The organism is Dyadobacter sp. (genome assembly GCF_039919315.1).
Taxonomy (GTDB): domain Bacteria; phylum Bacteroidota; class Bacteroidia; order Cytophagales; family Spirosomataceae; genus Dyadobacter.
Window position 1 is genome coordinate 58,721 of record NZ_JBDSFX010000058.1, and the last position, 26,796, is coordinate 85,516.

Here is a 26,796-nt window from a genome sequence, read left to right on the forward strand (position 1 = left end):
TCCAGTCATTTAAATAACATAGCATTCTAAGATGGTTCTTGAAATTCATGACCTTCATCAGCGATATGGTGATCAGGAAATTCTGGCGATACCATCTTTTCAGATCGGTCACGGTATTTACTGGATCCAAGGCGAGAATGGTGCGGGTAAATCCACCCTTTTCCGGACGCTCGCCGGAATGTTGCCTTACCAGGGCACAGTTCTGCTTAATAACCACTACGATCTGCGGAAAGACCCGGTTGATTACAGGCTTGGGCTTAATCTTGGAGAAGCGGAACCCTTATACCCCTCATTTCTAACTCCGGCAGACCTCATTGCATTTGTAGCGGAAGCAAAAAGAAGTCCTGCCGGTCAAGCCGAAAAGTTGATCAACGCATTGGGTATTCAGTATTTGAACAATACTTTCGGTAGCTGTTCCAGTGGAATGGTGAAAAAAGTATCGCTGGCCGTCGCTTTTCTTGGCAAGCCCTCGGTCATTATCCTCGACGAACCGCTCATTACCATTGATCTGGAAGCGCGCGCCGCATTATTTGAGCTGATCAAAACTTACTATGGCGCCGGTGTGACGTTTTTGCTATCCTCACATCAGACTTTTCAGCAGGAGGGCTTAGAGGTGACGCAAACTTTTGCATTAATGAACAAAACACTCGTCGAATTTCCGGTACCATGAAAACATTGATGCTTTCGACGGTGACGGCGTTTTTCAGTCAAAGGGCGGGACTGTTCTTCGTTTTAATGGGAATTTTGTTCGGGTTTTTGAGCGGAGCGGAGCACCATGCGTTTGCGGTCTTTTTCCTCACGGGTACCTACGGCATCGTGTACCTGTGTGCGATCTGGCTGGCGTATACCTTATTATGTGTGCAATTTTTGACCCGGCTTTGGAAGCAGCCCGAATATACATTTGTGTACCATACAAGGCTATGGGTGCTATCGAGGCGCTTTTTAAGATTTTTGCTGATGTCTCTCGGTTTCCTGCAACCCATCCTCTATTACGGAGTTTACCTGATTTCCATTTCAATTCAAGACCACATCTCCGGGCGGCTGGGGTTCGTGTTGCCATTGTACCTGGTCATGATTGCATTCATTATGATTGCTGCAGAATGGCGGATCAGGAATCCCAGATTATATGTCGCTAAAAACAGCAAACTAATTTTCCACTGGCCCTTTCCACGACCGGGCAACTGGACATACTGGTCTATTGAATGGCTTTTCAGGGAGCGGGGAGTGACATTACTGGCAGGGAAAGCGGGGGCTATTCTGGTAGCGACGGGAACGATGCTCTATTACACTACCGATGCTTATGATCTGCGGCTTCCGGCGGTGGGCTTGTTACTGGCTTACTCGCTGAACCTTGGGATTTCCTATGAGCTTTACAGATGGGAGAGCCAGGTGTGGCTGTGGGGGAGGACGTTGCCGGTTTCGAATCTGCAACGGTTTGGCAGAGTTTTGGCGCTGCACGCGATCATTATACTACCCGAAACTTTGGCCGTGATACGGAATGGCGCACTCACTTTTTTTGAAATATCGCAGTTGTTTGGGCTGGGACTATCGGTGCTGACCGTCCTCCATTCATTTTTTTACAAAAAAGAAGGATTGCTGGAAGATTCCATGCAAACGATCCTGTTTGGCTTCGTTGGTGTCACTATTTTGATATTATATAAAACCCCGCTGTTACTGATCGGCGGGGTTTTGCTGGTGCTGACTTATTACATGTTCCCGAAATGGTATAAGGTTTAGCGACGGGTGCGGTGCTACCCGCCACTGAAGTGACGGGTTATTTGGGGACGGATGGCCTTACTTCGATCTTGCTGGGTAATGTCCGGGCGGGTAACTTGATGAGGTCAGAAACGATCTGGCCAATGTCTTCCGGCTGGATTTTCCACGCATCTTTTTCCGAAGGCTGGTGATTGCTGAATTCCGTTGCTACCGAGCCAGGCATGATCGTGGTCACCTTGATACCCGCACTTCGCACGTCCATCATCATGGCTTGCGAGAAGCCGACCAGGCCAAATTTACTTGCATTGTAAGCAGTGCCGTTCGGGAAGAAATTGGTCCCGGCAAGGCTAGAAATGTTGATAAAATAACCCTTGGACTCGGTAAGAGCCGCTAACGATGCTTTCGCGCTGAAAAATACACCCGTCAGGTTAATGTCGATCGTTTCATTCCATTGCTCGGCGGTCAGCTCCTGGATAGGGGCGAAATGTCCTACGCCTGCATTGGCTATGAAATAATCGAGGTGCCCCCATTTGGAAATCACCTGCTCAACGGCAGCTTCCTGCGATTTTAGATCTCTTACATCCGACGCAATTCCGATCGCGTAGCCATCCTTAATTTTATTGAGCGAGACAGCGGCCCGGTCAGCACTTTCCTGTGACCGGCTGGTGATCGCGACAAATATTCCTTCGCCGATAAGTACCTCTGCTATGCCGTACCCGATTCCTTTGGAGCCGCCGGTAATGAGGGCGACTTTATTTGATTCTGCCATTACAATATGTTTTTTGAAAAAATGAAGCGTAATGGATGAACAGCATTCAAGTCTTTAAGGTTTGGATTAATTGCCGGGAGATTCAAAAATTTGTGAATCCCGGGTGTTTTTCTGCACGGCAATGGCGCCAAATATGCCAAGTAAATAAGCAAAAGCATAGAACCCTTTTTCACTTGGAAGCAATGTCGCATTCCATAGCCCGACCGCTAAAAGTACGATCGCCAGGATCGTTGAAAACCAGCTGATGCCGTAATAGATGTTCGTGACGGGTATACCTTCCAGGCGGTCCCGAACGCTTTTTTGAACGGATACGGCTGCAAATAAGCCGTACATTAAAACGGTAAAATAATAGCCTTTTTCGCTTAGCAACATTTCGGACCTCCATAGTCCTATGATGAAACCGAGCATTCCAACGCCCAATGCAATCCAAGAAGCCGCGATAAACGCACCAGAGGTTTTTTGTGCAGTAATAGTGTTCATGTTGGTGTTAATTAAGTGATTGTGATAGTAGAGTTTGTCAATATTACTTCTTTTCAGAATAAAGTACCACTACAAGTTTCTGTACTCTGTTTTTTTGCCGGTCTCTGGTCAATATCCTATTTTTGCCGGCAGTATATATTTTGACAGATTTTTACCCATTTATGAAAATAGTAGAAAACAAGGTTGCATTGGTAACAGGGGCTTCAAGAGGCATTGGCCGCTCTATCGCATTGCGGTTGGCTGAGGAAGGTGCTGATGTGGCATTTACGTATCTTTCAAGCGTTGAAAAAGGAGAGGCCCTTACCAAAGAACTGGAATCCTTTGGAGTGAGAGCAAAAGGTTATCGCTCAGATGCTTCTGATTTTCAGGCCGCTGATCAGCTGGTAACGGATGTGATCGCTGATTTTGGTAAACTTGACGTGCTGATCAACAATGCCGGTGTCACGCGTGACGGTCTGCTGATGCGCATGAGTGAGGAACAATGGGATACTGTCATTAACATTAACCTGAAATCGGTTTTTAACCTTACCAAAGCCGCTACCAAAAGCATGATCCGAGCCAGAATTGGTTCAATCATCAATATCACGTCGGTAGTAGGTATCCGTGGCAATGCAGGGCAATCCAATTATGCGGCTTCCAAAGCGGGTATCATCGGTTTTACCAAATCCATTGCACTTGAACTAGGCTCACGGAACATTCGCTCCAATGCGGTAGCGCCAGGCTTCATAGAAACAGAAATGACGGACGCCGTGGACTCCAAAGCGGTGGATGATTGGAAACAATCCATACCCATGAAGAGAGGCGGACAACCGGAAGAAGTGGCTGATGCCTGCGTTTTCCTGGCATCTGATTTGTCGCGTTACATCACCGGACAGGTTATTCAGGTCGACGGTGGTATGTTAACCTAGTCTCTTTCTTCGTTAGTGAATAGCTGGCAGTTTCATTGTATATTGTAACGTTGCCAGCTATTGATATTTAAAGACATGCGGTCCGAACTGATTTTTCAAACCCCTTATTGGTTTATCATTTTCTGCTTGATAGCAGGGGCAGCCTATGCATTTTTTCTTTATCAGCCGGAAGCCTCCTGGGGAAAGAGGCTGAACAACATTCTGGCTGCATTTCGCGGGATTACCGTTTCGCTGATCTGTTTTTTGCTGTTGAGCCCGCTGATCCGAAAGACTGAAACTTCGGTTGATAAAGCTAAAATCGTTTTTGCAATCGATAATTCTGAGTCGGTAGGGAAGTATGGTCAGGATTTAATGAAGCAAATCGCGGATGCGTCTGCGGACCTCGTTGCCTCGGGATTTGAAATAAGTTTCCAAACACTGGATAAAACTGCTAAACCTGAGAATGCTGATTCTGTCAGTTTCAATGGAAATAAGACTGACCTGTCGGGAATGTTACAAAATGTGAAGGGCAACTTTGAAGGCCGCAATCTGACAGACGTAGTTTTGCTCTCTGACGGGATCGTCAACCAGGGAATCTCTCCTTCGTATAATCGTTATCCTTTTCGCGTCAATACATTAGCAGTGGGCGATTCTGTGCCCGATCTTGACATCCGGATCAAGGATGTGATCAGTAACCGCATAGCTTACCGGGGCAATGAATTTCCGATCCGCGCCGAGATTGTAGCGAATGGTCTGGCAGGAAAAGCGACTACGATTTCATTGAAACAGAATGGTCGCGTGATCGAAAGCCAGAATGTCCTGATTGATAAGCCTACCTTTTTTAAGGCATTTGATTTCAAGGCATCATCTACGCAAAAAGGTGTGCAGCATTACATACTCGAACTGGGTGCGGTGGCCGGCGAAACCTCGGGTCGGAACAACCGCAAGGATATTTACATTGATATCATCGACGGCAGACAAAAGATATTGCTGATGGCTCTGGCGCCACATCCGGACATTAAAAGTATCAGAAGCCTGATCGAGGCCAATGATAATTATGAATTGGATGTCAACATTCTTTCGATCTCCAATACGCCGCCTGCCAGTACCAAGCCTTACGACCTCGTTATTTTGCACCAAATACCCAATTTGCTGGGGCTGGGCAATGCCCAGGTCCGAAAATTCGTTGAATCCAAAACGCCTGCATTTTACATTCTGGGAAACCAGTCGGCAGTACCGCTAGCCAATTCACTGAACCGGTCATTGATGATCAACGCGGCTAATAGTCAGGTTGACAAGGTTACGGCAAGATTTAACCCGTCATTTCAACAACTTAATTTCGATACAGAAAGTCTTAAATTACTCGAACGCCTGCCGCCATTATCGGTACCATTCGGGGAATACAATGTGTCGTCGGGTACGGAGACCATTTTGTACCAAAAAGTGGGGACATTAAATACCAACAAACCTTTACTGGTGCTTAATACCAGCGGGGAACAGAAAATCGCCGTACTCGCGGGAGAAGGAATATGGCAGTGGAGGCAGGAGGAATTTGCTCAGACTAACAAGCAGGAAGTGGTTGATAACTTGTTCCAAAAGCTGATTCAGGTACTTTCTGTTCGGGAAGACAAGCGGAAGTTCAGGGTTTATCCGGTTAGGAACGAATTCGAGGGCGGCGAGCAGGTAGTTTTCCAGACCGAGATTTACAATGACATTTATGAACCGATTTACGGCCAGGAAGTGAAACTGGACGTGACCGACGAAAAGGGACGGACTAAGCAATTCACATATACCCATACCAAAGAGTCGCCACGGTTTAATGTGAGTGGGCTGTTGGAAGGCGTGTACCGCTATTCGGCTTCTGCTGCGTTGCGGAATGGTCAGGAAAAGGCGAGCGGACAGTTTGTAATCAGAAATGTAGATGTGGAATTGAACAATACCACTGCTGATTTTGGCATGCTTCGTGAATTGGCCGCACGTTCCGGCGGATCATTTATTACCCCGGCGTCATTTGCAGGTTTTATTCAAAAATTGAAAGACAATCGTCCTGCCGACCGGCTCGACAGTTCCGAAGATATGGTAGAACTGATTTACCTCAAATGGTTGTTTTTCCTGCTGGTTTTGCTACTTGGAACAGAGTGGGGATTAAGAAAATACCATGGTGGATATTAGTAAAAAACGAGTTTTCAGTAATCCATTGTCGGTATTTTTGGTTCAATTTCTCCTGATACTGGGTCTCGCTCAAAGTAATAACCTGTTTGCCCAGCCAGATTCAGCACAAGTTTGGCCTACAACGAAAGATTCAACTTCACACGTCCATCCTAACTACAAAATGCTTCGGGGGATATTTGCTGCGCAGTCGGCATTGTATCTGGGTAGCATTTATGGGCTGAGCAAGTCATGGTATAAAAACAAGCTTACCAACTTCACCATCAAAGACGACACGGGTGAGTGGCTCCAAATGGACAAAATGGGGCACGTTTACACATCATACCAGATCGCACGTCATACGGCTGCTATTTATAAAAAAACGGGTATTTCAAAAAGACAGATGCTTGTGTACGGCGCGATCTCCGGAATTATTTTCCAGACACCCATTGAAATTCTGGACGGCTTTTCACCCGATTACGGTTTTTCTCCGGGAGATATGATCGCTAACATTACCGGCTCGGTACTGTATTTGGGGCAGGTGGCTTTATGGGATGAAGTGCGCATTCAACCTAAGTATTCCTTTCATTACACATCATTATCCAAGGTGAGGCCGGAGTTACTGGGGAGTAATCGTTATGAAAGTTGGTTGAAAGATTATAACGGGCAAACTTACTGGTTATCAGCGAGTCCGAGATCATTTTTTAAAGGTGGTAACTGGCCGGTGTGGCTCTGTTTTTCAGTGGGTTACGGAATTCAGAACATGGTTTCAGCGGAGCGTGGCAAAAGTATAGAAATGGGTTACCGCCCTTATCGTCAATATTATTTATCACTGGATATTGACCTGACGAAGATCAAAAGCAAGAGTAAGTTTGTTCGTACAATAGGGTTTTTAGCCAACTCCCTTAAAATTCCGGCGCCTGCGCTGGTTTTCAGCAAAAAAGGGGTTGATTTTAAACCATTCTATTTTTGACAACATTCTTTTGGAAAGAAATATAGTGGCAGCAGGACTGAGAAGGATAGTTTAACAAAGTGAATTTATGAATATTGGAGATAAAGTAAGATTGGTACATGGTCGCGAAGAAGGCGTTATTTATGCTTTTTTGCCCGGCAATATTGTTGAAATTGAAATAGAAGACGGTTTCAGGATTCCGGTACTTCGTAATGAGATCGTAACCATTTCCCCGATCGAGTCACAGCGGCTTGTGAAACCCCAGGATTCTAAAAAGATTGGTTCTCAGAGCGATATCATTGTTTCGAGACAGGCCCCGTTTGCAGAAAAAGGGATTTATATCGCTTTCGTTTCGATTAATGACCGTGCTTTGACATTGCATGTCATTAACAATACCGACTGGATTTTACCATTTACAGCCGTTTCGCTCACTGAGCAGGTGAGCGCCGGGCTGGGAGCAGGGGTGCTGCAACCACGGACGTCACAAAAGCTGACGGAAGTGCAATTGAAAGATTTTGAAAGCTGGCCGGTATTTGAACTTAAACTGCTGTATTTCAGAGAGGGAAATCACTTGTTGCCACAGCCATTGACCCGAAAAATCAAATGTCGCGCCCAGTCTTTTTATAAAAATAAGGGCAAGGCGCCGGTGTTGGATAGGGAAGCATTTGTGTACCAGCTGGATGATGAAAGCCTTAAAAAGGAGCCGGTGAATGCAGCCGAAAATCTTTCGGAAAGTCTGAGGGCCAGTATGTTGGGAGGTCCGAAGCCGGAGCAAGCGATATTGGAAAAGCCGGAACAGGTTGTGGATCTGCACATTGGCAAACTGACGCAGGATTCGTCCCGGCTTTCGAATGATGCTATATTAAAAACACAGTTAGAAACGTTTGAAAGCAGCCTGGAAATGGCGATAGCGAACGGGATGGAGGAAATAACTTTTATTCATGGTGCCGGAAGCGGAGCCCTGAAAAATGAACTTCACCGCCGGCTGGGCAAAAATCAGCATGTTCAATATTTTAAAGACGCTCAAAAAGAAAAATTCGGATACGGTGCAACCCTCGTTAAAATCAAATAGCAGACTCGTTAAGTGCTTGTATCCATTGGTATTAGCAATCATTATTTGCGGCCAATGGCAATGTACTCCCAAAAAAACCTCTCCCCAGGCACCTATGGAAGAATATAAGTATTCCGATAAGGAAATCCAGAATGAAAAGCATTTGTCCTCACTGAATGTGCCGGTGGAAATACCAGTGTCGGAGATTGAAAATCAGATCAATGCGAAAATTAAGGGGCTGATTTATGAAGACAACAGCTACGAAGATGACGGGCAGGACAACCTGAAAGCCAAAGTTTGGAAAATTAGTCCGATACGGGTTGTAGCGATTGATTCTTCATTTTTGTTTGAAGTTCCTTTAAAAATTTGGGTAAGTGCAGGTTACAAGATCAGTCCGCTCGGAATAACCATGTCGGGATACAAGGATACCGAGTTTTCGATCAAAATACGCCTTATTTCGAAAATAGGTATTTCACCCAATTGGCAGATCAAATCGCAAACTTATGTGGATAGTTATGACTGGATTTCAGACCCAAACATTAAAGTAGCAGGAATTAACATTCCCATTAAGAGCATGGCGAGTCGCCTGCTGAACAAGAACTTCGATAAAATCACGGAGGCGATTGACGAACAGGTTGCCAGTAACCTTGAACTCAAAAAGAATGTGGAGCTTGCGTGGGGTATTGCACGTCAGCCGGTTATGCTCGCCAAAGAGTTTGATACCTGGCTGGTGATCGTCCCTACTGCTATCGTGATGACGCCGCTTTTGGCCAAAAACAATGTCCTTCGTTCGGTAATAGGGATCCAGGGATACACGCAAACGATCACCTCAGCGACCAAGCCTGCAATACCGGCTGTATATAAACTGCCTGATTTGCAAATTGTTGACAAAGTCGATGAAGACTTTAAAGTTGGTCTGATCAGTCTGGTGTCCTACGAAGATGCGGCCCGGCTCGCTACGGCAAAGTTTGCGGGCGAGAAGTTTTCATTCCTGGGTGGGCAGTACAATGTGGAGGTAACCTCCATTGAGATGTATGGGCAAAATGACCGAATGGTAATTAAGGCTGGCCTGAAAGGTAATATAAACGGCTTTATTTATCTGAAAGGCATACCTTACTACGATCCTGTGACTCAGCAGCTGTCACTGAAAGGATTAGATTACGACCTGGACACACGAAATAGTATTGTCCGCACGGCGGGGTGGTTAATGCAGGGACAGTTCAGCAGAATGATGGAGAAAAAAATGGTTTTTCCTGTGGGCGACCAGATCACCGAAGCTAAGAAAACCATTCAGAAAGCATTAAGTAACTATAAAGTCACAGAGGGAGTTGTGATCAAAGGAACGCTTTCAGATATCACGCCGGATAAAGTTTACCTGACCCCGAAACACCTTTATTCTGTTGTATTTGCGCACGGAAAGGTCAATTTGAAAGTAGGCGGATTGAAAGGAATTTAAAAGAAAATTTGTACAATAATCAGTGTCGCTACCATATTTTTTTACTTTTTGTGGTATATTGACTGCTGATCGAAAGAAAGTATTTCTTAGCTTTGTGGTCAGAGGAAAGGAATAAGCTGTCCTACCGCCGCGGTATTTGGCCGAGGAGGAAAGTCCGGGCAGCAAAGAGTACCGTACTTCCTAACGGGAAGGCAACCGGATGGAGACGACCGGTTGACAGCAAGTGCCACAGAAATGATACCGCCTTGGCATGTTTTTTATATGTGAAGGTAAGGGTGAAATGGTGGAGTAAGAGCCCACCGCTCCCCGGGCAACCGGTGAGGCAGGGTAAACCTTACGGGCTGAAAGATCAAATAGGTGTTATGAAGTGGGGTTACTCGTCCCCGTTCTTCGGAACAATGACACGGGTAGATCGTTAGAGGTTTCGGGCGACCGGAATCCTGGATAAATGGTAGGAGTCTTTTATTGAGTTTCAATGAAGGAAACAGAACCCGGCTTATAGGCTTATCCTTTTTCTGATTTTTAGTTAATTAAATAGTGAATATTGAATCACATAACTGGTGTTTCCCATGAATAAAAAGAATCTTTACGTTACTTTAATTTGTTTTTCCCTACTGAGTTTCAATACGTTTGCTCAAAACCGGACGTATGAAGGACCCAATAAAATGAACACCTGGTCCATCACAGGCTACGGCGGGATAACCAAATTCTTCGGAGATTTGACTCAATACAGCGGCTGGAAACGCGGAGACAATGAAAAATTAACCGGCGCATGGGGGCTTTCCGTAAATAAGCAATTATCACCCATTTTCGGAGTTCAGATTGTTGGATACAATGGCCGCCTCCAAGGTTCTAAAAACGGACACATCAGTTCACTATCCAACGATACTTATAATGCTACCTTCAACAGCCCTTCATTCGTGCAGGTGACTTTGGACGGTACAGCCAATCTTAACCGTCTCCTTTTTGGATACAAAAAAATGCGCAGATGGAAAGTTGATGCACATTTGGGAGCTGGTATCATCTACTACCACACAGACGTTGACTATACCAACGTGACCAAAGGTTTAACAGCAAGCTTCTCAACCAATACCGACGGTAGCTCGAAAACAGCTGGTAAATGGGAACGTAATGGTTCTACTTATACCCGGGAATGGGTTATGCCGACAGGGCTGTCAGTACACTATGAGTTGACTCCACGGTTTGATTTGGGTATCGACTACACACACAACTTCGTAAATACCGAGAAATTGGATGCTACGGTTGGTGGATTGAGTGATTACACTACCCAACAAGGAATCTGGACGTTTGCGAAAGGAGAATCAAACAATGACGCTTACGGATTGGCGACCATCGCATTGACCTACAAATTGGGCAAAAATGCGGTGATGGCGAAAAAAGGCAAGTATGATGCAGGCAGCGGACGTTACCACCTTCGTTGGGCTAATCCACAGGCGTTGATTCCAGTTCCATACAATCCTACTATGGATGATGCGGATTCGATTGCAAAAGCAAATATGCCAAAGGCAGTTGACCCACGTCTTTACACGGATTCTGATGGTGACGGCGTTGCTGACCTTTTTGACAAAGAAGCTAATACGCCAATCGGAAGCGTCGTTTCGGGTGGCGGTGTAGCAATGGATCTTGATAAAATTATTAGAGACGCTATCAAAAATAACCTGCCGAAAGACGAATGCGAAGCGCTATTCAGCAACATCGAATTTGATACTGACAAAGCGATCATCCGCAATCCTTCGAAAGAAACATTAGCCAAAGTGGTTGAATTGTTGAACATGCGTACGAACTGCCGCATTGTTCTGGTTGGTCACACAGATGCTCGTGCGTCTGACAGCTACAACGTATCACTTTCACGTCGTCGTGTTGACGCAGCCAAGAGATTCCTGGTTCGTGGAGGCTTAACGGATCCAAGCCGTATCATTGTAGAGTACTATGGTGAATATCGCCCGATTTCAGAAAATACAACAGTTGAAGGATTACAGTCTAACCGTCGTGTTGAGATCAAGATTCTTCCAAATAACACCATCCGCTCTACTTACCCGGCTGGTTTCCGCCGCTAGTAGTTATCAAACATTTTAAAGGGGAGGTACTTAGTATCTCCCCTTTTTTGCGCCTAACTATTTAATAAACCGAGAATTTAGATTACCTTTGCACCCTGTTTAAACGAGGGACGAGTTCCCAACATAACAAATTCAATAATGGCAGTTAAAATTAGGTTAGCGCGTCGTGGACGCAAGAAAAAAGCGATTTATGATATCGTAATCGCAGATGCCAGAGCACCACGTGATGGTCGCTTCATCGAAAAAATTGGTATCTATAATCCAGGTACCAACCCGGCTTTCATTGTTTTGGAAGCAGATAAGGCCGTTGACTGGTTGCTTAAAGGAGCTCAGCCAACGGATACAGCCCGTTCTATTTTGCAACATGAAGGTGTAATGCTTAAAAAACACTTGCAAGTGGGCGTGATCAAAGGTGCAATTACTCAGGAAGTTGCTGATGCACGTTTTGAAGAGTGGAAAGGATCTAAAACAGATCGTAAAGCTACCGCTGCTGATTCATTGTCTCAAAAGAAAGAAACTGAGAGAAGTGCTAAGCTGGAAGCTGAACGCAAAGTGAATCAGACCCGTGCAGAAGCTATTGCTAAGAAAAACGCGCCTCCTGTTGAGGAAGTTGTTGAAGAAGTAGTTCCTGTTGTGGAAGAGGAAACCGTTGCTGAAGAAACAGCAGCTGTTGTAGAAGAAACTCCTGCGGTTGAAGAAGTTGCTCCGGTAGCTGAAACAGTAGTAGAAGAGCCTGTTGCAGAAACTCCTGCGGTTGAAGAAGCTGCTCCGGTAGCCGAAACAGTAGTAGAAGAGCCTGTTGCGGAAACTCCTGCAGTAGGAGAAGCTGCTCCGGTAGCTGAAACGGTAGAAGAGCCTGTTGCTGAAACTCCTGCTCCTGCAGCTGAAGAAGAAGTTAAGAAAGACGAAGCTGCTTCATAAGTATTTCAAAGACAATGTCAAATATGAGTCTGTCGGTTTTCCGTGCAGACTCATATTTATTTAAAGACAAATTAAACTAAGAATCGGTGACACACGATAATTCTTACTTGCTGGGTTACATCGTTCGCACGCACGGGACGAACGGGAATGTGGTAATATTTTTGGATGTAGATTATCCGGAAGATTACGACGAATTGGACGCTGTTTTCGTGGAAATAAAAGGAGAACTGGTTCCTTACTTCATCAGTAATTTTAATCTTCAAAAACAGGCGAATGCGATCGTGACTTTCGAAGATGTGAATACCATTGAAAAAGCGCAGGCGCTTGTCGGAAGCTCACTTTACCTGTCTCTGGATGAACTGGAAGAACTGAGTGAAGAGGAATTTTACTACCACGAGATCAAAGGTTTTACAGTGATTGACCAAAATCAGGGTGAATTGGGCATTGTTCGCGAAGTATATTCTCTCAACGGACAGGATCTGATCGCGATGGACTACCAGGGTGTAGAAATCCTGATCCCTACTGCGGAGGACATTGTTTTAAAAGCTGATAAAGAACAAAAGCACCTGCTGGTCAATTTGCCCGAAGGATTGCTGGAAGTTTATCTGGATAATACCTCTGACGCTGAAAACATCCCCGACGATGCGGATTGATATTTTAACCTGTGTCCCTAACCTGCTGGACAGCTTTTTTGCACATTCAATCCTGAAACGCGCACAGCAGGGTGGCTTTGTAGAGGTGTTAGTACATGATATTAGAGACTATTCGGTCAATAAGCACCGCACGATTGACGATTACGCATTTGGCGGCGGCGCAGGAATGGTGCTTCAGATCGAGCCCATCGCGGCCTGTATCAGGAAATTGCAAGCTGAAAGGCATTACGACGAAGTGATATACCTGACGCCGGACGGTGAGCTGATGCAGCAAAGAATGGTGAATCAATTATCACTAAAAGGCAACCTGATCATGCTTTGCGGACATTATAAAGGTGTCGACCAGCGCGTCAGGGATCTTTTTGTGACTAAAGAGGTCAGTATCGGTGATTATGTGCTCTCGGGTGGCGAACTGGCTGCTGCGGTGCTGTCCGACGCGATTATACGATTACTACCGGGTGTGCTCAATGATGAAACATCTGCATTAACCGATTCATTTCAAGACAACTTGCTCGCGCCGCCGGTATACACCAGGCCTGCGGATTATGAGGGAAGCAAGGTGCCTGACATTCTCATGTCGGGACACGAAGCTAAAATCGAAGAGTGGCGTTATGAGCAATCTCTGCAACGAACCCGGGAGAGAAGGCCCGACCTGTTAGCCTAAAAATCCAGGCTGCAGTTAATCCATTCATTGTCGAAATTAGTGCCGTATTTACGGTAAAAACCAACTGCCGACGTATTCCAATCCAGTACCTGCCAAAGCATACCGGTACATCCGGTTTGTTTGGCAGCTGCTACAGTGGCGTCAAACAGGATCTTTCCAATGCCATTTCCCCGCATTGATTCCGTCACAATAATATCTTCCATGTACAATCTCTTTCCCTTCCAGGTAGAGTACCGGTAGTAATAAAGGGATAGGCCTATGATCTTCGAATCGGACTCGGCGATAAAAAAATCGTACAGCTTTTCATGATAGTCACGGGTCATTTTTTCGACATTGTTCGTGACCTGATTTAAAGCTCTCTCATAAATCGCCAACTCTTTTACCAATTCAAAAATGGCAGGTATATCCTCTATTGTTCCTTGCCGGGTTGAGACATTCATAGTTCGGTTTTTATCTTTAAAATACTTACAAACTTAAAATATACTATTTCCTACTAATAGTTTACATAGTTTTCCCACTTTTCTATAATCGCCTGGAAGTTTTCAGGTAATTCAGTGTCAAACTGAATCCATTGCCTGGTAGTAGGATGGATAAACCCCAGTGATTTGGCGTGTAGTGTCTGCCCAGGCAGCATACTGAAACAATTTTCAACCATTGCTTTATAACTTCCATTCGAAATTCCACGCAGGATTTTATCGCCTCCGTAAGTAGTATCGTTGAAGATCGGGTGCCCGATATACTTCATGTGTGCGCGGATCTGATGTGTTCGGCCAGTTTCCAGATTACACTTGATCAACGAAACATAACGCAGTGGTTTGATAAGCTCATAATGTGTAACGGCATGCTTTCCCTGGCTGCCATCCGGAAAGATATCCATCACGCGCCGGTCACGGACGCTCCTTCCAACGTTGCCGGTAATGGTGCCTTTCTCTTCTTTTGGTTCTCCCCAGATCAATGCATTATAGGTTCTCTCAATAGTATGATCAGAAAACTGTTTGGCCAGGAATGACATGGCAAATTCGGTCTTGGCAATCACCAGCAGTCCTGAGGTATCCTTATCGATCCGGTGGACGAGGCCGGGCCTCCCTTCACCGTTCCTGCCGGTAGGGAGCTGCTGAAAATGGTATACCAATGCATTGATCAAGGTGCCGGTCCAATTGCCGTATGCCGGATGTACGACCATTCCGGTGGGTTTGTTTACGATCAGCAAAACTTCGTCTTCGTAAACGATATCCAGCGGGATATTTTCCGGGATAATTTCGGTGTCCCGCGGCGGTTCGGGAAGAGAAAGTGTAATCACATCCAGCGGCTTGACTTTGTAGCTCGCTTTTGTAGGCAGTCCGTTAACTTTTACAGCTTCTGCTTCAATTCCGTTTTGTATTTTTGTCCGGGAAGCATTGGCCACATGAAGGTTCAGATATTTGTCGAGCCTTACCAGACCCTGACCTTTATCCGCGACGATTCGGTAATGTTCAAATAAATCATCTTCTTCGGAGGTAAATTCGATATTATCGTCGGACATTTTCATTCTATATTTACTAAAAACAAAATTATTAAAATTGATGGATTTACTTCATCCTGCCTTACCTACGCCTCTGCTCGAAATTTCGGATCCGATCTTTGACAAAGCACAAGTAAAAGTATACATTAAAAGGGACGACCTCATTCATCCCATTGTTTCCGGTAATAAATGGAGGAAACTGAAATATAATTTGCAGGAAGCAAAATCGACGCAGCAAAAGACTATTCTCACATTCGGCGGGGCTTATTCCAATCACCTGTATGCCACAGCAGCCGCGGGTAATGCAATGGGTTTTGAGACAATAGGTGTGGTAAGAGGAGAGGAGTTTGCTGAGAATGAAACACCAACGTTGCAATTTTGTAGAGAACAAAATATGAAGCTTCGATTTGTTTCGAGGGAAGAATATAAGCAGAGAAACTCACTATCCTATTTATATGAACTTGTACAAAAACTGGATCATCCTTTTTTGATCCCTGAAGGCGGTACCTCGGGACTTGGATTGAAAGGCGTTGCCGAAATGGTAACCGAAGTGCAGGAGCAGCTGGGAACTTCACCGGATTTTTTCGCGGTTGCAGCTGGTACGGGCGGTACCGCCGCCGGACTACTTTCTGCCGGGGCCAATGTAGTTGCATTCTCTGCGTTGAAAGGAGGCGAATTTCTCGAAACCGATATCCACGACCTGCTGGTACATTCTGAACAGAAAGGGAACCTGAAACTCTTCACAACATACCACTTTGGCGGCTATGCCAAATGGAATACCCAGCTTACCGATTTTATGGACAATTTTAAAAGCCGGTTTGATATTCAGCTTGAACAGGTTTATACAGCCAAAATGTTCTACGGATTGTTTGATCAGATTGAAAAAGGATATTTCAAAGCAGGTTCAACCATTGTGGCTGTACATACTGGTGGGTTGCAAGGTTTGCTCAAATAACAGCCGGAATTTCCTCATCACTATTGGCAGTTTTGTTATCCATAAATTCCTTGATCAGATCGCGGTCGCCTGCGATCCACAGCACATCCTGATTTTCAATGAGCATGGATGAATCGGGATTAAGGATACGCTCGCCATTTCGTTCCAGGCCTACGATCATACCATGCGTTTTCTCACGGATCTGGCTGTTACGAATGGTTTTTCCGCGGATGTTATATTCGTTTCTCACTTCCACGCGTTCGAGTACAATGCTGTCCTCGTGTGCCATATACACGTCCCCGTTGGTACTCACCTCCACGTGCCCGCGGAAAATATCGAGCTGATCATCCGTGCCAATGACTTCAATGCGGTCGCAGGGATAGAGCACTTCTGTGGGTCGCGGCAAGTGAATGGTTTTGCTACCACGTTCGATCAGGACCACATTAATCCCGAAATTCTCCCGGATCTTCAACTCCTGCAAAGTCTTGCCAATTAATGAGGAATCTGCGCTCACTTCCAGGAAAGCGAAATGTGCATCCCAGGGAAGCAATATTTTCTTAGACTTACCGCTGCCTTCCAGTTGTCTTGCATTCAAATTTTGTAAAAACCGGTCTTCAATCCGGCTATAAAACTGTTGAAGTCTTTGATAGAAAATCGCAAAACCCAACACCATAATTCCTCCCGCAACGCTCAGGGCCGTGGGTGTATCGAAAAATGAATTTAACAGAAATCCTGTGAGCACAATGGCGATCAGCACCCGGGACAATTCAAGCAGTAACAATGGCCCGCGACTGTACTTTCGGCTGAGCCAAATGAATGAATAAGCCTTTCGGTTTGACCTTTTGAAGATCAGCGCCCACAGAAACGGGGATATCAAAAGAAAGGTAATACCAAAGAGTACAGAGTTGGTAAGGAATGTCTCGGGAATGAAAGTATGAAGCTGCCCCGCTAGCTGACGTGACGCTGCCAGGATGATTCCTATGACCACTACGGAGTTCAGGATGACGGTCTGCGCATAGGATTGCAATATTTCCTTCCAATGTGTAGTTTGCGCGATGGTTTCCGTACTGGTGCTGTACCGGTTCAGATAGAGCCGCCATTTCTCCGGTAACCGCTTGTCGAGCCATTCATATAGTGGCTCTGAGGCTTTCATCATGTAGGGCGTCGCGAAAGTCGTGATCACAGATACTCCCACAGCGATAGGATAGAGAAATCCGCTTGTTACTTTTAGGGATAAACCGAGATTGGCGATGATGAAAGAAAATTCTCCGATTTGGGAAAGGCTCATTCCCGATTGCAATGATTTCCTCAATGGCTGGCCAGAAATGACGGCACCCATTGTTACAAAAGTGGTTTTGCCAATGATCACGACTAATACCAAAATAGCAGTCGGAATGGCGTAGTCCAGCAATAGCCCCGGATTGATCAACATTCCTACCGAGATGAAGAACACCGCACCAAATAGGTCTTTGACGGGTTTGAGTAAGTGTTCGATTTTTTCCGCATGCGTGGTCTCCGCGAGAATGGAGCCCATGATAAATGCACCCAGGGCCGCAGAGAAACCGGCTTTTGTAACGAAAAATACCATTCCGAAACAAAGTGCAACCGACGTGATCAATACGCTTTCGTCATTCATCAGTTTCCGGTAGCGCCGGAGTAATGTCGGAAAGACGAAAATCCCTCCCAGAAACCAGATCGTAAGAAAAAAGAAGAGTTTTAATATAGATTGAAGCAACTCATACCCGGCAAACTGCTGGCTGATCGATAACGTGGACAGCAATACCATCAGCAAAACGGCGGTAAGGTCTTCAATCACGAGGATACCGAGTACAACCCTTGTGAATTTTTGTGTTTTAATGCCCAGTTCGTCGAATGCACGGAAGATAATGGTTGTCGATGAAATGGCTATAATCCCGCCAAGAAAGAGGCTGTCCGTTTTGCTCCATCCCAATAACTGCCCGGTTGTGAAACCCGTTACCAGCATCATCGTGACTTCGAAAAGACCGGTAATAGCGGCAGTATTCCCGACTTTGACCAGCTTTTTGAAACTGAATTCGAGGCCTAGGTTGAAGAGCAGAAATATCACACCGATCTCCGCCCATATCTCAATGGTTTTGATGTCGGTGATGGTAGGAAACAAATGAAAATTAGGTCCAACGAGTAATCCGGCCAATATGTATCCCAGCACGATGGGCTGTTTCAATTTCTTGAAAATGAGGGTAATGATACCCGCCATCGAGAGTATTAAAGAAAGGTCAATGATTAGTTGTGGAACGTGGGTCATGAAGGGTTATAGTCGGTGGGACATAATTTAGAATCAATAAAATACAAAAAGCCTTTGACGAATCAAAGGCTTCTGTAATATAAGCTTGTAAAAAGTACCCGCAGTTTTTTCAACCAACGCTGCCTTCCAGACTGATTTCCAGTAACTTTTGCGCTTCTACGGCAAATTCCATTGGAAGCTGGTTCAGTACCTCTTTCGCATATCCGTTAACGATCAGCGCAACCGCCTGTTCCGTTGGGATACCTCGCTGGTTGCAGTAAAAAAGAATATCTTCGCCGATTTTCGAAGTGGTCGCCTCGTGCTCGACCGTGGCCGAAGGATTGCTTACTTCAATGTATGGAAAAGTATGCGCGCCGCATTTGTCGCCCAGCAAAAGAGAATCGCATTGGGAGAAGTTTCTCGCCTTGTCGGCTTTCTTGAAAACCTGTACCAGGCCTCTGTATGAGTTCTGGCTCTTTCCGGCAGAGATACCTTTGGAAACGATACGGCTTTTGGTATTTTTCCCGATATGGATCATTTTAGTACCGGTGTCGGCTTGCTGCATGTTATTGGTTACAGCAACTGAATAGAATTCTCCGATGGAGTTATCACCTTTCAGGATGACCGAAGGGTATTTCCAGGTAATGGCAGATCCGGTCTCCACTTGTGTCCAGGAAATTTTGGAGCCATTGCCGTCACAAATACCGCGTTTGGTTACGAAATTGTAAATCCCGCCTTTACCTTCTTTATCACCAGGATACCAGTTTTGTACCGTCGAATATTTAACATTCGCATTTTCATGCGCAAAAATCTCAACGACAGCAGCATGCAACTGGTTTTCGTCACGCATCGGCGCGGTGCAGCCTTCCAGATAACTCACGTGGCTATCGGCATCACCGATAATCAATGTACGCTCAAATTGGCCGGTTCCCGCTGCATTGATACGGAAGTAAGTCGAAAGCTCCATCGGGCAACGAACGCCTTTTGGAATGTATACAAACGAACCGTCAGAAAACACTGCGGAGTTCAGCGCGGCGTAATAGTTATCTTTTGGGGGAACAACCGATCCTAGGTATTTTTTTACCAGTTCCGGATGTTCGCGGATTGCTTCACTGATCGCGCAGAAAATGATGCCTTTTTCTTTCAGGGATTCCTTGAAAGTAGTGAAAACTGATTCCGAATCCATGACAGCATCCACTGCAATAGAAACACCTGAAAGTCTTTTTTGTTCGTTCAGGGAAATTCCCAGACGCTCGAATGTATCACGCAATTCCGGATCAATGTCATCCAGACTATCAACTTGTTTTTTCTTTTTAGGCGCCGAATAATATTTGATTGCCTGAAAATCGATTTTTGGATAATGTACGTTCGGCCATTTGGGTTCAGCCATGGTAAGCCACAAATGGTAAGCTTTCAAACGCCACGCCAACATCCATTCCGGTTCATTTTTTTTGGCTGAAATGAACCTTACGATATCATCATTCAACCCCATTGGGGCCTCATCTGCTTCAATATCAGTTACAAAGCCGTATTTGTATTCCGAACTGGTGATTTCCTCCAACAATTCATCTTCTTTGCTCATAGTCGTATTTGTATCACACTGTGTTTCGTAGTTATTGTAACACAGAGAAGTGGGATTGAGTTTAATCAGAGGGTCAAAAATACGGAAAATTGCGGACAAATCCGTCATGACAAGCAAAACCCCTGTTACGGATTGAGCTGGTCTCAGTCTGTATCAGGGGTTTTGAAAAATAAAAAATATTATAGGTATGCGCTTGAACTCAGGTAGTTTTTCACGTAATCAGCCACACCGTCTTCGAGTGAGGTAAATGGACGGGTGTAGCCTATGGAACGAAGTTTGCTCATGTTAGCTTGTGTAAAATACTGGTACTTATCACGAATGTCTACCGGGGTATCAATAAATGAAATATCCGGTGTTTTATCCATGGAAGTGAATGTATTGGTTACCAAATCTTTGAATGTTCTCGCGCGGCCGCTGCCCAGATTATAGATCCCCGAGTTCTTGCGGTGGTGCATGAAGAAGATACACACATCGATCAGATCTTTCACATAAATGAAATCACGCATTTGTTCTCCGTCCTGGAAATCAGGATTGTGTGACCGGAAAAGCTTCATTTTCTCCGTCGCCTTGATCTGGTTGTAGGCATGGAAAATAACCGAAGCCATTCTTCCTTTATGATATTCATTAGGCCCGTATACGTTGAAGAATTTCAGTCCTGCCCAGAAAAAAGGCTTCTTTTCCTGTTGCAATGCCCAAATGTCAAATTCATTTTTAGAATCGCCGTACGGGTTCAATGGTTTGAGCTGCGATAGTGTAGACTCATTATCATCATATCCGTGTTCGCCCAGGCCGTAAGTAGCAGCGGAAGAGGCATATACGAGTGGAATCTGGTAGGCTACGCACTTTTCCCAGATTTGTTTGGAATAGTTGACGTTCAGTTCATCAAATATTTGTTTGTCGAACTCGGTAGTGTCTGTCCGGGCGCCAATGTGAAAAATGAATTCAACGTCCCTGTTGTTCTGGTCAAGCCATTCAAAAAGAGAATCCCTTTCTACTTTTTCCTTGATCGTTTTTCCTTCCAGATTTTCCGCCTTATCAATTTTTGAAAAATCATCGACTGCAATAATGTTTTGAAAACCATCTTGATTGAGGCGGCTAATAAGTCCGCTGCCAATGAATCCGGCTGCACCTGTTACGATAATCATGGGAGAGATTATATGTTAAACTGTAAAAAGAATGCCAGATAAGAGCATACATGATGTGTAATCTACTCTTAAATTTTATTCTGAAATAGGATTTTTTTTAGTTATCCGCTTGTTTAACTGCAAAACTACGGATACAAGATGTAATTTTGTGTCCTATTTAATAAGTGCGAAGAAAATTTATGATTTACGTCACCAGAAAAGAGCATTTCAATGCGGCCCACCGGCTTTTTAACCCGGCTTGGTCAGAAGAGAAAAACCAGGAAGTTTTTGGCCCATGCGCCAATAACAACTGGCACGGGCATAATTTTGAGCTGATTGTTACGGTAAAAGGAAAACCGGATGCCGACACAGGTTTTGTGATCGATTTAAAAGTACTCGGAGATATCATTAAAAATGAGGTGGTAGATAAGGTTGACCACAAAAACCTGAACCTCGATGTAGATTTTATGCAGGGTAAAATGGCTTCCTGCGAAATTTTCGTAATGGAAATTTGGAATATTCTCGCTCCCGCAGTTTCTGACGCGGCTCCGAATGCAAAACTACATTACATCAAACTCGTTGAAACTCCTAAGAACTTCGTAGAATACTACGGAGAATAAACGCTAGCAGCTAAAAGCTAATCGCTAAAAGTCAACACCTCAAAAAATGAAATACTACCTCATTGCTGGCGAGCGTTCGGGAGATTTGCATGGCTCTAACCTGATCAAAGGGATTAGAGAAAATGACCCGGAAGCCCAGTTCAGGGGATGGGGCGGTGATATGATGGAGGCGGAGGGGCTGGACCTGGTCACACATTACAAGGATACTGCTTTCATGGGTTTCCTGGAAGTAGCGCTCAATCTGCACAAGATTTCCGGATTTCTGAAAAAATGCAAGGCGGATATCCTTGCTTACCAGCCGGATGCCCTGGTACTCATTGATTATCCGGGTTTTAACCTTCGCATTGCGTCGTTTGCCAAAGAAAAAGGGCTGAAAGTATTCTATTACATTTCTCCAAAAGTGTGGGCCTGGAACCAGAAACGGGCATGGAAGATCAAAACGAATGTAGATCACATGTTCGTGATCTTTCCGTTTGAAATCGATTTTTACAAAAAGTATGATTACAAAGTGGATTACGTAGGTAATCCGCTAATGGACGCGATTGCGGCTTTCCAACCTGACCCTGAGTTTAAAAAGAAAAACAAACTTGACGAAAGGCCGATCATTGCATTGCTTCCCGGAAGCCGGAAACAGGAAATCACGGGCATGCTGGATTTAATGCTGACTGTTCAACCCCATTTTCCTGATCATCAGTTTGTCATAGCAGGAGTTAGTAATCTGCCAGCTACCTTATACGAACAATATAGCTCCTCGGAGCGGGCTACCATCGTTTACGAAAGTACGTACGACTTACTTTCAGTAGCCACGGCCGCACTGGTCACTTCCGGTACCGCCACTTTGGAAACGGCGCTTTTCAATGTACCCGAGGTAGTTTGTTACAAAACGAGCGGCTTTTCCTATGCCGTCGCCAAGCGTCTTATCCGCGTTCCCTACATTTCATTGGTAAACCTGATCCTTGAAAAAGAGGCTGTCAGAGAATTAATCCAGGACTATTTGAACGAGAAATTGCTGGTAGAGGAATTGACACAAATTATTCCTGGCGGGACAAAACATGCTGCTCAGCTTCGTGATTATGCAACTTTGCAAGAGCTGGTAGGCGGCCCGGGAGCTTCGGGGAGAGCAGGGAATCTGATCGTTAATTATTTGAAATAGTAAAGATTTTAAGGCAAAATAGTTCTTTCATTTGTATTTAAGTAGTCAACTACGTATAATTGAACATTAATTTAAATGGATGCAATGAATATCTTTAATGAACTGGGAGGACTGGCCATTTCTACGCGTTTACAGCGTTTGAGTGATCAGTTTCGGAAGGAGGGAATTTTGATTTATCAGGCCAACCAGATTGACTTTGAGCCAAAATGGTTTCCTGTAATCTATGCTTTGCATGTAAAAACATCACTTAGCATTATCGAACTCTCAGAGGAAATCGGTTACGCGCATCCGTCCACGATTAGTTTGTTGAAAGAACTGGAAAAGGAAGGTCTGGTAGAATCTTTCAAGGATTCAAAGGACGAGCGGAAGAGAATGGTGCGATTAACTGCCAAGGCCCAAAAACTGGTGAGTAAGATGCAGCCGGTTTGGGAAAAGATGAGAAAAACTGCCGAAGAAATTACAAACAATGCAAATAACCTGTTACTAGCTATGGATGAGACAGAGTATCAACTGAACAAAGAGGGCTTTCTTGATCGCTATCTTCGTTTGACGCAGGAGGAAACTGATTCAGCAGTGAGCATTATCGATTACAAACCTGAGCACGCACAAGCATTCTACGATCTCAATTATGCATGGATCTCGGAGACCTACGAAGTGGAACCGGAAGACGAAAAAACACTTTCAGATCCTGAAAAATACTACCTCAAAGACGGAGGAGCAATATTAATGGCTTTGTATAACGATGAGCCAGTGGGTACCTGCGCACTGAAATGGAGCGGCGAAGGAGTGGTGGAAATGAGCAAAATGACTGTTTCTAAAACCATGCGAGGCAAAAAACTTGGCGATTTGCTTGGTCATGCAGTCATTCAGAAAGCTGCGGACCTTGGTGCGAAAAAGGTAATTCTTTATTCAAATAGAAAAGGCTCGGCGGCGGGCATTAACCTGTATAAAAAGCTGGGTTTTGTGGAAGTACCGCTGGGAGGTACGAACTTTAAACGTGCAGATATTAAAATGGAAATGGAATTGGCTTGAATGGGATAGTTACTTAAATATCTGTTCAAGATCAATTTTGAGATCTGGGAAAATGGCAGACTGTAATATGTTAATGGCTGGTTTAAGACCTATATAAGTGCCGGATTCATTTAATACATAAGCAAATACAGCATTTTCCGCTGGTTCGACGAGCCAATACTCTCTTACTCCCGATTCCTCGTATAGTTCGAATTTAATATCCATTTCTTTGCGAGAGTTACCTGGGGAAAGTATCTCAACAATCAAATCAGGGGCGCCCAAACACCCTTTTTCATCTAGTTTTCCTTCGTCGCAGATCACGCAAAGATCCGGCTGGACTACTGTGTAAATTTTGGTATCTGATGACTGACTATTTTTCTCGTGCAACCTTACATCAAAAGGAGCATAGAAAACCTGGCAGTAATGATTTTTGAAAAACATGCCCATCTCCAAATGCAATTTTCCGGAAATTTTTTGATGACGCACATTTGGTGCGGGAGACATTTTGAAAATCTTCCCTTTAATCAATTCCAGACGTTCTTCCAGACGCCACATTAGATAGTCGGCGTAGGTGTAGGTCCCGTTGAGATCCAGTTGATTGATATCCCTGATTGTAGTCTGCATAGTGTTGCTGCTTCAGGTAAAGCTACCGAAAATCGACAAAAGAGTAAAATGAAAGTCTTGATTTACGTTTTCCGCTTCTTCTTCCTCGCCGAGGGAAACAGCACATTATTCAAAATCAGCCGGTAACCTGGTGAATTGGGATATAAATTCAGGTCAGTTGGCATTCTGCGGCCGCCGCCGCCGCGGCCTTCCGGGTCGTGACCGCCGTAGAATGTCCATTGTCCCCGGCCAAGCTCACCGTAAATGTAGCGATCCGATGAACTGCTGGTACCCATGACCAGGACGCTAGGCTTGACAGTATATTTTGAAAAGGCAGTCGTTTGGCCAAAAAACTCCCGAACCAGATGTTCATGATTTTGCACCAGCATGGCAGGTATGACGTCCCATTTGGCTGAAAAATCGAAAAGCGAGAAGTAGGCATCATTTTCACCCCAGCCGCGGAACCTACCCGCAGAGGAGTTGATATCGGAGAAATTCATTCCCTCGTAATCGTCGAGTTGCAATTTGAAATTGTAAAAGGCGAAAGTCTTGTCGAAATCCAGTTTGGATTGTGCGTCCGGGTCTATACCATCGCCGTCGAGGTTATCCACGATGTCGAGACCTTCTGCTGCCAGCGCAATGTCAAATGTTTCTGCACCGGAGCACATGGCGAATAGAAATCCTCCTCCTGCGCAGAATTCCTTGATAGACTTCGCAACCGCCAGCTTCATTTTAGAAACCTTCGCGTAGCCAAACCGGCTAGCGATCGCTTCCTGGGCTTTAATGTCCGTTTGTGTCGTGCGGCGCAGGTTTTTACCAAATTGACCGGTGAAATCTTCGTGATGCAAATGCAGCCAATCGTATTTCGGAAGCTCGCCTTTCAGAATTTCTTCGTCATAAATGACCTCGAAAGGAATTTCAGCATACTTTAAAACCAACAAAACCGCATCTGTATTCTCAAACTCGGCCGGACTGATCTTGATGGGCGAATAAACCGCGATTTTGGCCGCTTTAAATAGCTTCACCACATCCATGTTCACGTCTGGACTACTGATCTGGCTCACAATCTGCTGGCTGGCCGCCTCTGACAGTACCTCATAGGAGATCGCCCGCAGCTTACATTCGTTTTCGATGGATTTGGCATACTGAACCTTGAAGCTGCCGCCGCGATAATTGAGCAGCCATTCAACCTCGATATCCCCTTTGAGCAACATATAGGCAAGGCCGTACGCCTTCAGGTGGTTCGTCTGCGCCTGATCCATCGGAATAAGGATCTGATTTGCGTAACAAACACCGGACGTAAGTAGCAAAAGCAGTAGTGTAACCCTTTTCAGCATACTGGTAAAGTTTAGAAGTCGAGAGCTGTAAAGTAGGGGGAGAGGTTACCAAATTTAATGAATTAAAATTGGATTTATCATGCTGTAAACGAGTTTTTTAGCCCAAAATCTGTAACATTCAAATCAGTATTATCATTTTTTGAATGTTTTGTGGTGCGGCAGGTCAATTCATGAGGGAATAATGCCATATCTGGTTATTTTTGGAATATGCGTTTCTAAACTCCCTTCTTCATGACTGAAATAGATATACTTGGTTACGCTGTAAACAATTTTGCGGACATCGGAGAGGAGGCTTTTGCATTGTCATTACCTTATTGGCAACGGAAAGAATATGGAAAAGGCGAGTTCTACAATGAGTACAAAAATGTCTGCAAACACCTTGGATTCATTCTGGACGGGGTTTTCAGAACCTATTATATCAATGATGATACCGCCGAGGAGAAGAATGTATTTTTCTTTTCTAAAAATCAGGTGGTGGTTTCCTATAAAAGCTTCGTTACCCAAACTCCCTGCAATTATTACACTGAGTCCATGATGGACTCGACCATTCTGTACATTCACATCAATCATCTGAAAGAACTGTATCAAAAGTCGCATCAATGGGAAAGGTTCGGCCGATTGGTAGCTGAAACTGCCTTTAATGTAGCCATGACGCGGGCCGAAGACCTAATGTTCCACACGCCGGAAGAACGCTACCTTGATCTGATCCAGAAACATCCTAACATTTTTAACAACGTTCCATTGTACCACATTGCATCCTATCTAGGCATACAGGCGCCATCATTGAGCCGTATCCGAAAAAGAATGATGGGTAAGTGACGATCTTAACCGAGGTTAATTTTATTGTCTCCGATACTGCTGAATTTTGTCATGTTCAAAGCACTTAACAAAAA

25 protein-coding genes and 1 other RNA gene are annotated in these 26,796 nt (G+C 44.8%); 17 read left to right on the forward strand and 9 right to left on the reverse strand.

Annotation, left to right across the window (positions count from 1 at the left end; all coding sequences use genetic code 11):
* Positions 1-31: 31 nt before the first annotated feature.
* Both ABIO93_RS17165 and ABIO93_RS17170 read left to right on the forward strand, forming a co-directional pair.
* The gene (locus ABIO93_RS17165) at positions 32-670 is read left to right on the forward strand and encodes an ATP-binding cassette domain-containing protein (RefSeq protein WP_348069814.1); all 639 of its coding nucleotides are present in this window, start codon (positions 32-34) and stop codon (positions 668-670) included.
* Complete coding sequence (locus ABIO93_RS17170; RefSeq protein WP_348069815.1) at positions 667-1,737, forward strand: hypothetical protein; 1,071 nt, start codon at positions 667-669, stop codon at positions 1,735-1,737. The genes ABIO93_RS17165 and ABIO93_RS17170 overlap by 4 nt, the downstream gene beginning before the upstream one ends.
* A 37-nt stretch (positions 1,738-1,774) precedes the next feature.
* Here the strand turns inward: ABIO93_RS17170 and ABIO93_RS17175 are convergent, their stop codons facing one another.
* Together ABIO93_RS17175 and yiaA are read right to left on the reverse strand one after the other, a co-directional pair.
* Positions 1,775-2,485 carry an SDR family oxidoreductase gene (locus tag ABIO93_RS17175; RefSeq protein ID WP_348069817.1) on the reverse strand — a complete coding sequence of 237 codons (711 nt, stop codon included), beginning with the start codon at positions 2,483-2,485 and terminating at the stop codon, positions 1,775-1,777.
* Between the two features lie 66 nt (positions 2,486-2,551).
* Entirely contained in the window at positions 2,552-2,965 is a 414-nt protein-coding gene (gene yiaA / locus ABIO93_RS17180) for an inner membrane protein YiaA (protein WP_348069819.1), read from the reverse strand.
* Between the two features lie 161 nt (positions 2,966-3,126).
* Here yiaA and fabG point away from each other — a divergent pair, with 161 nt between their 5' ends.
* From fabG to trmD, 10 genes are all read left to right on the forward strand, one after another.
* Positions 3,127-3,873 carry a 3-oxoacyl-[acyl-carrier-protein] reductase gene (fabG, locus tag ABIO93_RS17185; RefSeq protein WP_348069820.1) on the forward strand — a complete coding sequence of 249 codons (747 nt, stop codon included), beginning with the start codon at positions 3,127-3,129 and terminating at the stop codon, positions 3,871-3,873.
* Between the two features lie 75 nt (positions 3,874-3,948).
* A complete protein-coding gene (locus tag ABIO93_RS17190; RefSeq protein ID WP_348069822.1) occupies positions 3,949-6,024 on the forward strand; it encodes a VWA domain-containing protein in 2,076 nt (691 codons plus the stop codon).
* Positions 6,011-6,973, forward strand: coding sequence for a DUF2279 domain-containing protein (locus tag ABIO93_RS17195; RefSeq protein ID WP_348069823.1), 963 nt, complete (start codon positions 6,011-6,013; stop codon positions 6,971-6,973). Before ABIO93_RS17190 ends, ABIO93_RS17195 begins: the two co-directional genes overlap by 14 nt.
* 67 nt (positions 6,974-7,040) lie before the next feature.
* Positions 7,041-8,024 carry a Smr/MutS family protein gene (locus ABIO93_RS17200; protein WP_348069825.1) on the forward strand — a complete coding sequence of 328 codons (984 nt, stop codon included), beginning with the start codon at positions 7,041-7,043 and terminating at the stop codon, positions 8,022-8,024.
* 94 nt (positions 8,025-8,118) lie between these two features.
* Positions 8,119-9,459, forward strand: a complete 1,341-nt coding sequence (locus ABIO93_RS17205; protein WP_348069827.1) for a DUF4403 family protein — start codon at positions 8,119-8,121, stop codon at positions 9,457-9,459.
* 108 nt (positions 9,460-9,567) lie between these two features.
* An RNA gene (gene rnpB / locus ABIO93_RS17210) (RNase P RNA component class A) lies at positions 9,568-9,974 on the forward strand.
* Between the two features lie 54 nt (positions 9,975-10,028).
* Entirely contained in the window at positions 10,029-11,537 is a 1,509-nt protein-coding gene (locus ABIO93_RS17215) for an OmpA family protein (protein ID WP_348069828.1), read from the forward strand.
* A 138-nt stretch (positions 11,538-11,675) separates the two neighbouring features.
* The gene (locus ABIO93_RS17220) at positions 11,676-12,458 is read left to right on the forward strand and encodes a 30S ribosomal protein S16 (RefSeq protein ID WP_348069830.1); all 783 of its coding nucleotides are present in this window, start codon (positions 11,676-11,678) and stop codon (positions 12,456-12,458) included.
* 86 nt (positions 12,459-12,544) lie between these two features.
* A complete protein-coding gene (rimM, locus tag ABIO93_RS17225) occupies positions 12,545-13,111 on the forward strand; it encodes a ribosome maturation factor RimM (RefSeq protein ID WP_348069832.1) in 567 nt (188 codons plus the stop codon).
* Positions 13,101-13,775, forward strand: a complete 675-nt coding sequence (gene trmD, locus ABIO93_RS17230) for a tRNA (guanosine(37)-N1)-methyltransferase TrmD (RefSeq protein WP_348069833.1) — start codon at positions 13,101-13,103, stop codon at positions 13,773-13,775. Before rimM ends, trmD begins: the two co-directional genes overlap by 11 nt.
* Here trmD and ABIO93_RS17235 read toward each other — a convergent pair.
* Positions 13,772-14,215: a GNAT family N-acetyltransferase gene (locus ABIO93_RS17235; RefSeq protein ID WP_348069835.1), complete on the reverse strand. Its 444-nt coding sequence runs from the start codon at positions 14,213-14,215 to the stop codon at positions 13,772-13,774. The genes trmD and ABIO93_RS17235 overlap by 4 nt on opposite strands.
* Positions 14,216-14,268: 53 nt before the next feature.
* Positions 14,269-15,297 (reverse strand): RluA family pseudouridine synthase, encoded by a 1,029-nt coding sequence (locus ABIO93_RS17240; protein ID WP_348069837.1) that lies wholly within the window; start codon positions 15,295-15,297, stop codon positions 14,269-14,271.
* 40 nt (positions 15,298-15,337) lie between these two features.
* Between ABIO93_RS17240 and ABIO93_RS17245 the strand changes: the two genes are divergently transcribed.
* Positions 15,338-16,231: a pyridoxal-phosphate dependent enzyme gene (locus ABIO93_RS17245; protein WP_348069838.1), complete on the forward strand. Its 894-nt coding sequence runs from the start codon at positions 15,338-15,340 to the stop codon at positions 16,229-16,231.
* Here ABIO93_RS17245 and ABIO93_RS17250 read toward each other — a convergent pair.
* The 3 genes from ABIO93_RS17250 to rfaD all read right to left on the reverse strand — a co-directional run bounded on the left by ABIO93_RS17250 (position 16,224) and on the right by rfaD (position 21,200).
* Positions 16,224-18,494: a cation:proton antiporter gene (locus ABIO93_RS17250; protein ID WP_348069840.1), complete on the reverse strand. Its 2,271-nt coding sequence runs from the start codon at positions 18,492-18,494 to the stop codon at positions 16,224-16,226. The genes ABIO93_RS17245 and ABIO93_RS17250 overlap by 8 nt on opposite strands.
* Positions 18,495-18,603: 109 nt before the next feature.
* Positions 18,604-20,055: a Fe-S cluster assembly protein SufB gene (gene sufB, locus ABIO93_RS17255; protein ID WP_348069842.1), complete on the reverse strand. Its 1,452-nt coding sequence runs from the start codon at positions 20,053-20,055 to the stop codon at positions 18,604-18,606.
* A gap of 179 nt (positions 20,056-20,234) precedes the next feature.
* Positions 20,235-21,200, reverse strand: coding sequence for an ADP-glyceromanno-heptose 6-epimerase (gene rfaD, locus ABIO93_RS17260; protein WP_348069843.1), 966 nt, complete (start codon positions 21,198-21,200; stop codon positions 20,235-20,237).
* A gap of 179 nt (positions 21,201-21,379) precedes the next feature.
* On the opposite strand from rfaD, the gene ABIO93_RS17265 reads away from it, so the two are divergent.
* The 3 genes from ABIO93_RS17265 to ABIO93_RS17275 all read left to right on the forward strand — a co-directional run bounded on the left by ABIO93_RS17265 (position 21,380) and on the right by ABIO93_RS17275 (position 23,984).
* A complete protein-coding gene (locus ABIO93_RS17265; RefSeq protein ID WP_348069845.1) occupies positions 21,380-21,799 on the forward strand; it encodes a 6-carboxytetrahydropterin synthase in 420 nt (139 codons plus the stop codon).
* Between the two features lie 46 nt (positions 21,800-21,845).
* The gene (gene lpxB, locus ABIO93_RS17270) at positions 21,846-22,952 is read left to right on the forward strand and encodes a lipid-A-disaccharide synthase (RefSeq protein WP_348069847.1); all 1,107 of its coding nucleotides are present in this window, start codon (positions 21,846-21,848) and stop codon (positions 22,950-22,952) included.
* An 84-nt stretch (positions 22,953-23,036) separates the two neighbouring features.
* Entirely contained in the window at positions 23,037-23,984 is a 948-nt protein-coding gene (locus tag ABIO93_RS17275; protein WP_348069849.1) for a bifunctional helix-turn-helix transcriptional regulator/GNAT family N-acetyltransferase, read from the forward strand.
* A 9-nt stretch (positions 23,985-23,993) separates the two neighbouring features.
* Here the strand turns inward: ABIO93_RS17275 and ABIO93_RS17280 are convergent, their stop codons facing one another.
* Entirely contained in the window at positions 23,994-24,587 is a 594-nt protein-coding gene (locus ABIO93_RS17280) for a Uma2 family endonuclease (protein WP_348069850.1), read from the reverse strand.
* Between the two features lie 62 nt (positions 24,588-24,649).
* Positions 24,650-25,903 (reverse strand): asparagine synthetase B, encoded by a 1,254-nt coding sequence (locus ABIO93_RS17285; RefSeq protein WP_348069852.1) that lies wholly within the window; start codon positions 25,901-25,903, stop codon positions 24,650-24,652.
* Between the two features lie 231 nt (positions 25,904-26,134).
* Here ABIO93_RS17285 and ABIO93_RS17290 point away from each other — a divergent pair, with 231 nt between their 5' ends.
* Positions 26,135-26,722 carry a Crp/Fnr family transcriptional regulator gene (locus ABIO93_RS17290; RefSeq protein ID WP_348069853.1) on the forward strand — a complete coding sequence of 196 codons (588 nt, stop codon included), beginning with the start codon at positions 26,135-26,137 and terminating at the stop codon, positions 26,720-26,722.
* The last annotated feature ends 74 nt before the right edge of the window (positions 26,723-26,796 follow it).